The sequence below is a fragment of the Nocardia acididurans genome (assembly GCF_016741815.1).
Lineage (GTDB): Bacteria > Actinomycetota > Actinomycetes > Mycobacteriales > Mycobacteriaceae > Nocardia > Nocardia acididurans.
In genome coordinates this window covers 1-7,320 of the sequence record NZ_JAERRJ010000033.1, presented here as the reverse complement: position 1 = coordinate 7,320, position 7,320 = coordinate 1, and the positions used below count along the sequence as shown (strand labels likewise).

The 7,320-nt window shown below is 62.9% G+C and carries 9 protein-coding genes; all 9 read left to right on the top strand.

Annotated elements, in window-relative coordinates:
• Nucleotides 1-216: 216 nt before the first annotated feature.
• Nucleotides 217-501, top strand: a complete 285-nt coding sequence (locus JK358_RS38545; RefSeq protein ID WP_201958797.1) for a hypothetical protein — start codon at nt 217-219, stop codon at nt 499-501.
• A gap of 62 nt (nt 502-563) precedes the next feature.
• The gene (locus JK358_RS38540; protein WP_201958795.1) at nt 564-2,021 is read left to right on the top strand and encodes an SHOCT domain-containing protein; all 1,458 of its coding nucleotides are present in this window, start codon (nt 564-566) and stop codon (nt 2,019-2,021) included.
• Complete coding sequence (locus JK358_RS38535) at nt 2,018-2,359, top strand: hypothetical protein (RefSeq protein ID WP_201958793.1); 342 nt, start codon at nt 2,018-2,020, stop codon at nt 2,357-2,359. The genes JK358_RS38540 and JK358_RS38535 overlap by 4 nt, the downstream gene beginning before the upstream one ends.
• A 120-nt stretch (nt 2,360-2,479) precedes the next feature.
• Entirely contained in the window at nt 2,480-2,740 is a 261-nt protein-coding gene (locus tag JK358_RS38530) for a hypothetical protein (RefSeq protein WP_201958791.1), read from the top strand.
• Between the two features lie 80 nt (nt 2,741-2,820).
• Nucleotides 2,821-4,824 (top strand): SHOCT domain-containing protein, encoded by a 2,004-nt coding sequence (locus JK358_RS38525; RefSeq protein ID WP_201958789.1) that lies wholly within the window; start codon nt 2,821-2,823, stop codon nt 4,822-4,824.
• Nucleotides 4,825-4,827: 3 nt separating this feature from the next.
• On the top strand, nt 4,828-5,325 hold the full coding sequence (locus JK358_RS38520) for a hypothetical protein (protein WP_201958787.1): 498 nt from the start codon (nt 4,828-4,830) through the stop codon (nt 5,323-5,325).
• A gap of 49 nt (nt 5,326-5,374) precedes the next feature.
• Nucleotides 5,375-5,773, top strand: a complete 399-nt coding sequence (locus tag JK358_RS38515; RefSeq protein ID WP_201958785.1) for a hypothetical protein — start codon at nt 5,375-5,377, stop codon at nt 5,771-5,773.
• Between the two features lie 624 nt (nt 5,774-6,397).
• On the top strand, nt 6,398-6,688 hold the full coding sequence (locus JK358_RS38510; RefSeq protein WP_201958783.1) for a helix-turn-helix domain-containing protein: 291 nt from the start codon (nt 6,398-6,400) through the stop codon (nt 6,686-6,688).
• Between the two features lie 35 nt (nt 6,689-6,723).
• A partial coding sequence (locus JK358_RS38505) for a hypothetical protein (RefSeq protein WP_201958781.1) occupies nt 6,724-7,320 on the top strand: 597 nt, incomplete at its 3' end.

Below are 7,320 nucleotides of genomic sequence, written 5' to 3'. Positions count from 1 at the left end.
GGTTGTCACCTACCTGTGCAGCAGTCCCTCTCGTCAATACTGGCCGGTCGTTGTGGCAGCGGGTCTGCTGCGTCGAGTGCGGCGAATCAACGCTCATGTACCATCACAATCGATGTAGCTGGAAGCTTGCTTAGCTGTGGTGAGCTGCTCGTTCCCGGTCCTTTGTCTAGGCCGACAAGCATTTGATGCGGTTTCCCCTCGAGATGTTCCTGGTGAGTGAACAAGGAGACGGTGGCAGAGATGACGAGTGCATCGGACACGCAAACGGCAACGAGTGCCGAGGGCAAGCGCGAGTCGAACTCGATGGTGAAGCCGGTCGCGATGCTGGCGGTCGGTCTCGTGATGCTGATCGTGGCGTTCGCGAATCTGTCGCGTATCCCCGGCTGGGCCGACGACCACGGCGCGATCTGGGTGTATTTGGGGTTCTTCGCATTCATGTCGATCGCGGGTCGCTTGTTCTGGAACGGTGCCGACGAGCTGGTCAAGCGGATGCGCGGGTGATGGCGACCCGCAGCCAACACGCCACGACAGCTTCACGCAGGCCAGGCAGGTCGCGTGCGCGTGTGAGCGGGTTGATGGTGGCGGTCCTGGCCGGTCTGGGGTCGGTACTGGTGCTCTTCGCTGGCCGCGATGCCGCTGAGGCACAGCCGATTCCGTGTGAGCAGTGGCAGCAGATGCATCCGGGGTGGCCGTGCGCGGACGTCCCGACCTACAATCCACAGCCCACGCAGCCGCCGAACACCGGTGCGCCCGCGCCGATCATCCCGTCACTGCTCAATCCACCCACTGGGCAGGGTGGAGGCCCTGGTGCGGGGGCGTTGACCCCGCCGCCGCTGCAGGGTCCACCGAACATGAACAATCCGATCGTGCCCGTCCCCGGGTACGTCCCTCCAGTGCTCCCGGGCAACATGCCGCCCCCCGGACCGCAAACACCTCAGGGCCCTGATGCGCAGACTGGCGCGCCTGGCCCTGAAGCTTCGACCCCCGCCGGGCCTTCGCAGATACCGCAACTGGGTCTCGATATCGTCACGCAGCTGCAGACGCTGGCGAAGCTACATGCCGAGGGCGCGCTCACCGATCAGGAATTCGAAGCGGCGAAGCAACGGCTGTTGCAGAGCACCCCCTCGCCGGCGACCCCGCCTGAAGTCCACGCGTCAAATCCAGTACCTGACTCGGGCGGTGCTGGATTCGATCCGCGGGTCGTGGCCTTGCTCGTGGGTGGTTCGGCCGCGTTTGTCGCCGCCGCGCGACCGATCGGTGGTTCCCTCATCCGTCCGGTCAAGGGAGATCCCACACCTCCGAAAGATCCGAACCCACCGCGGGATCTCAATCCGGGCAAGCAGATCTGGGATGGCGAGACCCAATACCGCGAGCAGGGATTCGAAACCACCTCCTACACCGAGTGGGTGCCCGACCAGCCTGGTGCGACGACCGGCACCGTTCGAATGGGCATCGGGCTGCTCCCGCTGAGCGGTTCGTGGAAGACCGACGGCATAGACGTATGGGTTGATGGTCAATATCAGCACGTCATGCCGCAAGAAACCGGGCCTGGTTACTATCTCATCGAAGTGCCCAATGTGCGAATTGGCCAAAAAGTGCAGTTCGATGGAAACATTACCGGTCAGTATCAGCGAGGCAGGACGACATATTTTCCCGAAGCTGACATACGTGGTACATTTGTACCAGGGTATTCCGTGAGGCAGCGCTTGGATATCTATTACGAGCGACTCGGGCAATTGCCGCCAGCCAACTCCGCAGATGAAGCATTCAACCAGGTCGCCACAACGCTGGACGCGGTGGAGGACCAATACAGCGGTGTGCCCAGGAATCCGAACCCCGGCTTGGATTGGGACGGGCGGATGTACCCTCCGCGCGAGGATTACACGGTGCAAAATCCCGATGGCAGCCTGACGGCAAACACCAAAGGAAGCGTCATCAACATCGGCTCCAATGGTTCGATCGAAATTATCAGCAAGAATTCCGGCCAGGTCGAGTTCTTCAAACCAGGTGGTGGGGCATGAGTGGATCCGCACACGAATCAGAACGCATCGCGCGGGAGGTGTTCGGGCCGGACGTAGTGATCTCTTCGACCGAGTTCCCCTCCGGGGCCTTGGACATCGTCCTGCGCTGGCGGGGACATTTCGCGGTGATCCAGGGCAAGGACACGGAATGGGGCCTGTCGGTGGATATCCCTGACGGAGAGGGGTTTACAGGCCATGACCAGATGCACGGGTCGCTCGACGAGGCTCTGCGAGCTGCGAAGACCGCGCTCGCCACCCCAAAGCCCGTGCAAGGCGAGGGCGGCGAACGCGGATGGCTCGAAAGCCGACTTCCTGAGCAGTCTGACCTCGAAGGGTGAGTGCCACAGGTTCAGTCCGCGATCGGACAACAGAGGTGTGGGTGCGGTGGGCCGCTGTTTGGGTTCGATATCCATGCTGTCGAGAGAGCTTGCTGAGCGAACAAGGTGACGGTGGCGGAGATGACGAATGCGTCGAGCACGGACACAGTAGCGGCTGCTGGGAATGAGCGTGATTCGAACTCGGTCGTGAAACCGGCCGCCGCCCTGATGACCGGCGTGGTGCTGCTGGTCGTGGCCTTTGCAAACTTGTCACGCGTCCCCGGCTGGGCGGATGAGCATGGTGCGATCTGGGTGTATCTGGTGTTCTTCCTTTACATGTCGATCGCTGGCCGCCTGTTCTGGATCGGCGCTGACGACCTGGCCAAACAACTGCGCCGGTGAGGACCACCCGCGAACGGCGCGCCGCACTGCCTCGACCAGGTAGTCGAGGTCGTTTCCGCGCACAGGTCAGCGGAGTGGCGATGGCAACCGTGGCCGTTCTGGTCGGTCTGGGATCGGCGCTGGTGCTGTTCGCGGGCCGTGACGCCGCTGAGGCTCAGCCGATTCCGTGTGAGCAGTGGCAGCAGATGCATCCGGGGTGGCCGTGTGCGGACGTTCCTACCTACAACCCGCAGCCCACGCAACCACCGAACACCGGTGCGCCCGCGCCGATCATTCCGTCGTTGCTCAATCCGCCCACCCAGCAGGGCGGGGGACCTGGTGCGGGTGCGTTGACCCCACCGCCGTTGCAAGGCCCGCCGAACATGAACAACCCGATCGTGCCGGTGCCCGGCTACGTCCCGCCCGTTCTGCCGGGCAACGAGCAACCTGCCGCGCCGCAGGCACCCGGCTCCCCCGAAACTGCAGGGCCGCAGTCGATCCCACCCGATGCTTCCGTCACACAGGCTCCTTTCTCGACGCAACCGGGCCAGATCGCACCTAACGACGACCTGGTCGCACAGCTCGAGCGTGCGGCAAGGCTGCACGACCAGGGCGTGCTCTCGGACCAAGAGTTCGCCGAACTGAAGCAACGGCTGCTCCAAAGTGGCCCAGCGATTCCGGCGCCCACGCAATCTCAGCCTGAAGGCGCTGCCGTGCAACCTCAGAACGGTGAAGCCGACCCACGGCTGCCACTGCTGGCGATTATCGGCGCGGTTGCCTTCGCTGCGGCGGGTGCGGGACCGCGGTCGTCGCGTCAGACCGAACCTGCTGCACCCATTGCCGGTTCAGCACCAGCGACAGGCCCCGCCTCTCCGAGAGACCTCGCGGGTGCTCTGCTACACAATGCCAACTCCACGCCATCGCTGACCCTCGACGGTGGCGGCGGCCGGTCACCGTCATCGCCGTCGAGCACCACCAGCGGTCCCACCTTTTCGGGTGCCCAGACGAGCATGAATCCCAATGCGCAAAGCCAGTCACCAGGAAGCACACAACCCGGCACGCGCTGGTTCGACGGCGTCGTCGAAGACAAGACCCCGGGCGGACCGTCCTCGAACACCGTCCCGTTGAAAGACAGCCCGGTGCCCTTGCTGGGCCTCACACCAGACGCCGGCGGTCAGACTCCCAGCGGTCCGACATCCAGTTCGCCGTCGGGCACCACCACCGGTCCCACCACCTCCGGTGCCCAGCCGAGCACGAACCCCAATCCGCAAAGCCAGTCACCAGGAAGCACACAACCCGGCACGCGCTGGTTCGACGGCATCGTCGAAGACAAGACCCCGGACGGGCCGTCGTCGAACACCGTCCCGCTCAAAGACAGCCCGGTGCCCTTGCTGGGCCTCACACCCGATGTCGGCGGCGACCGCCCGTCCAGCGATCCACGGCCGGGCACCCACTGGTTCGACTCGCTCATTGAAGACCGGTCACCTGATGGGCAGACCGTCCCACTTGACCAGAGTCCTGTCCCCTTGCCGTTCCTGTCGCCGGATATGCGCGGACCTTCGCACACCGACGGCGGTGACTCCATACCTGAGACACCCGATCTTGGCAAAGACAACCCGGTCAGCCCCTATGCCCTGGCCGGAGCTCTCGCTGTAGGAGGACTCGGTGCCAGCGAGACCGGTTTCGGTGTGCCATTGGGCTTGGCGCTGCTTGCAGTGGCCGGCGGACTCGCGCTCTACGGAATGGCCCAAGACCGCGGCGACGGCCGTGACGCTCTCGGGCAATACGCCGACGGCAACCCCGGCACCAGCGGAAAAGCCCAAGAACAAGCCGCACTCGACGAATACGCACGAGACAGCGGCGAAGAAGTCATCCGCGACCAGATCAAGGCCAGCGTCCCAGGAGTCGAGCAGGGACGCTACTACGACGGCCTGGTCGAAAACCCCGATGGCACATACACCGGCCTGGAAGTGAAAAGCGGCACCGCATCCAAAAACGCCAACCAGCGCGAATTCGACGGCGCGGTGAGCCCCGACAACCCCGCGACCGCAACACTGAACGGCAAAACCATCGAAATCACCAAAGTCATCGACCTCAAAGGCTGACCCATGATCCCCACGCACCGAATCGCCTACAACGGTGAACGGCTCGTCACCCTCGTCGGCCCCCACGAAACCGTCGAGGACTTCCGGCGACCACTTTCACGCCTCGACGGCGACGACCGCTACTCACTCAACCTGCAAACATTGCCCCGCCCCATGTGGTCGGAAGACCTGACCGACGACGACCGGCTCGCAATGGCCCTCGAGTTCCTGCAATGCGCAGGATCGGCCGATGCCCTCAGCATCGAGGTACGCATGCTCGTCGACGGTGCCTCCAGGCTGTACACCCTCGGACGACCTGGTGACTACACCGGCGACCCGAGCATCCGAATCCCGTTCCAGCGTGGGAACCACCAACTGACCGTGTACCCGGAGGAAGTCTTTACCGCCGACGACGCTGCTGAACTGTTCTTCGGCTACTACAGGACCCGTACGATTCCTACCGAAATGCATCTGCGCGAGATCGACTTGGAGGCGTTCACCGCAGAACAGAGCAAGGACTGAACGACGGCCTCTCCCTGCGCCAGTACCTATCGACAGAACGGAGCTCCATATGACTGCGCGAGGATGGATCAAGACCGGCGGCGTGGCACTCGTGATGGCAGCGGCTGCGGTAATGAGCGCGGGGCCGGCCTCGGCCGCTGATTGGACGGTGAACCCGGGGGAAGGCTACGTCAACGTCGATCTCGACCACGTCGAGACCTCCGTTCTCGCCAACACCGCAATCCCGGACTGGATCGACCGCACCACCACCCCGGAGCATCAATTCGTCGACCCCGCCTGGTACTCCACCAGCGTGCCCTACCAGGGTCCGGACGGCAGATGGTACAGCGGCTCCACCTTCGCGCAACTGTGGCGCGAGGCCGCCGCCCAGCCCGCCGGTGCTGTCAGCTTGTGGCTCACCGATCCCGCCCAGTACAGCGGCATCATCGTGCAACTACGCCAGTATTGACCCGGCCAGGAGTGCCGGGAAATTCGTGCTTCGCCGCACCCACCACAGGAGACCGATACCCAGGTTGCACCGCCGTCCCTCCGAGCAACCACTCGGCGCGCCGATTCCGAACCGCCGGACGTCAAACACTGCCGGACCTGCCGCGAATACGTCGCTCCACAGCAACATCGGCGGATATTCGCAGTTCACGACGGGTGGGTGTTTGTGTAGATGCTGTACGTGCCGCCCCGAGGGCACGAACCTGCGACGGCTGAGACGTGCCCGCAACTGAAGCGACGCTATTTGAAGCGCCGTTCATGACCTGATAGGTCTGCGCACGTCGGTGTTCATGCGCCTGAACGATGCCGCGTCCTTCTCGTAGTGATACGGCCCGGTTGCTGGCAGGTCACATGGACCGCTCCGGCGCCGCACATTGACATTGAACAGCCTCATCTCGGATATCTGACTGCGACCACCACCCCGAAACGCAATTTTCGGGAGCTTTGGTGCCAGTACAGGGTGTCCAGGCTGAAGAACCCATCCCATGCACGAGGCACTTGACCCAACGACCGCACCGGAGGGTCCATATCCCGTCGTACCACACCGGTATCTAGCCGATCCGGCAGCCGACCAAAGGATGCGACCATGCCCGACCCCGAAACGGGTAGCACAAAGCCCGGCCAGAGTTTCTGCCCAAAGAACGCCTTGGAAAAGAAGTACGAGCACTGGATGAGTACTGACGAGGTTTCCGAGCGACTGAAGATTCCACCCAAGACGCTAGCGAACTGGGCTTCCCTCGGGAAGGGCCCACGGTTCGCGAGAATCGGCCGCTTTCGCCGGTACAGGCTGAGCGACCTGATCGCTTGGGAAGAGGCACTGCCGACCCGAGGCAGCAACCTACAGGAACCGAATGGCGAATGCCGCAAGGCCGCCTGAATACGAGACCGCCAGCCTGCGGAAGGAGAACAAAAATGGCCCAGGTCTCGTTGGAACCCGGAGCCTTGCCCCCGAAGGATAAACTCAATCCTGTCAAAGGCAAAGATGGACTATGGCGACTCACCCGAATTCGACACCGTTCCCATAGCGGCGAATACGTGAAGACCAGCGCCGTCGGACGAACTCGCCGAGAATGCCTGGACGAGTGGGACCAGGCGTTCAAGAGGAATGTTCATAAGGGCTCGAAGCGCAAACGCACGAGCAAACGGCGACAGTTCAGCGCCACTGACAAAATGGGCGAAGTGTTCGCCGAGCTCGATACCCAGTACAAGGCCAGGGTGGATGCAGGCAAGATGTCCCAAGACACATACAACAATTACCGATGCTATATCTATCCACCAGCAAAGAACGCAAAGCGTAGCAAAAATCCCGATTCGTTCAAACTCGATACAGAGATGGGCAGCCTCAGCATCGCCGAAGTCGCTGATGCCGCTTGGATCGCCGATTATTTGGACGAGGTCGCCGACAGTGCGCCCAGTATTGCCTATCATCAGCACCGCCAGCTGTGCTCCGCCTTCAAGATCGCAGTACTGGGTAAAGGCATAGAGGCTGGCGCCAACCCGATGCCCTAT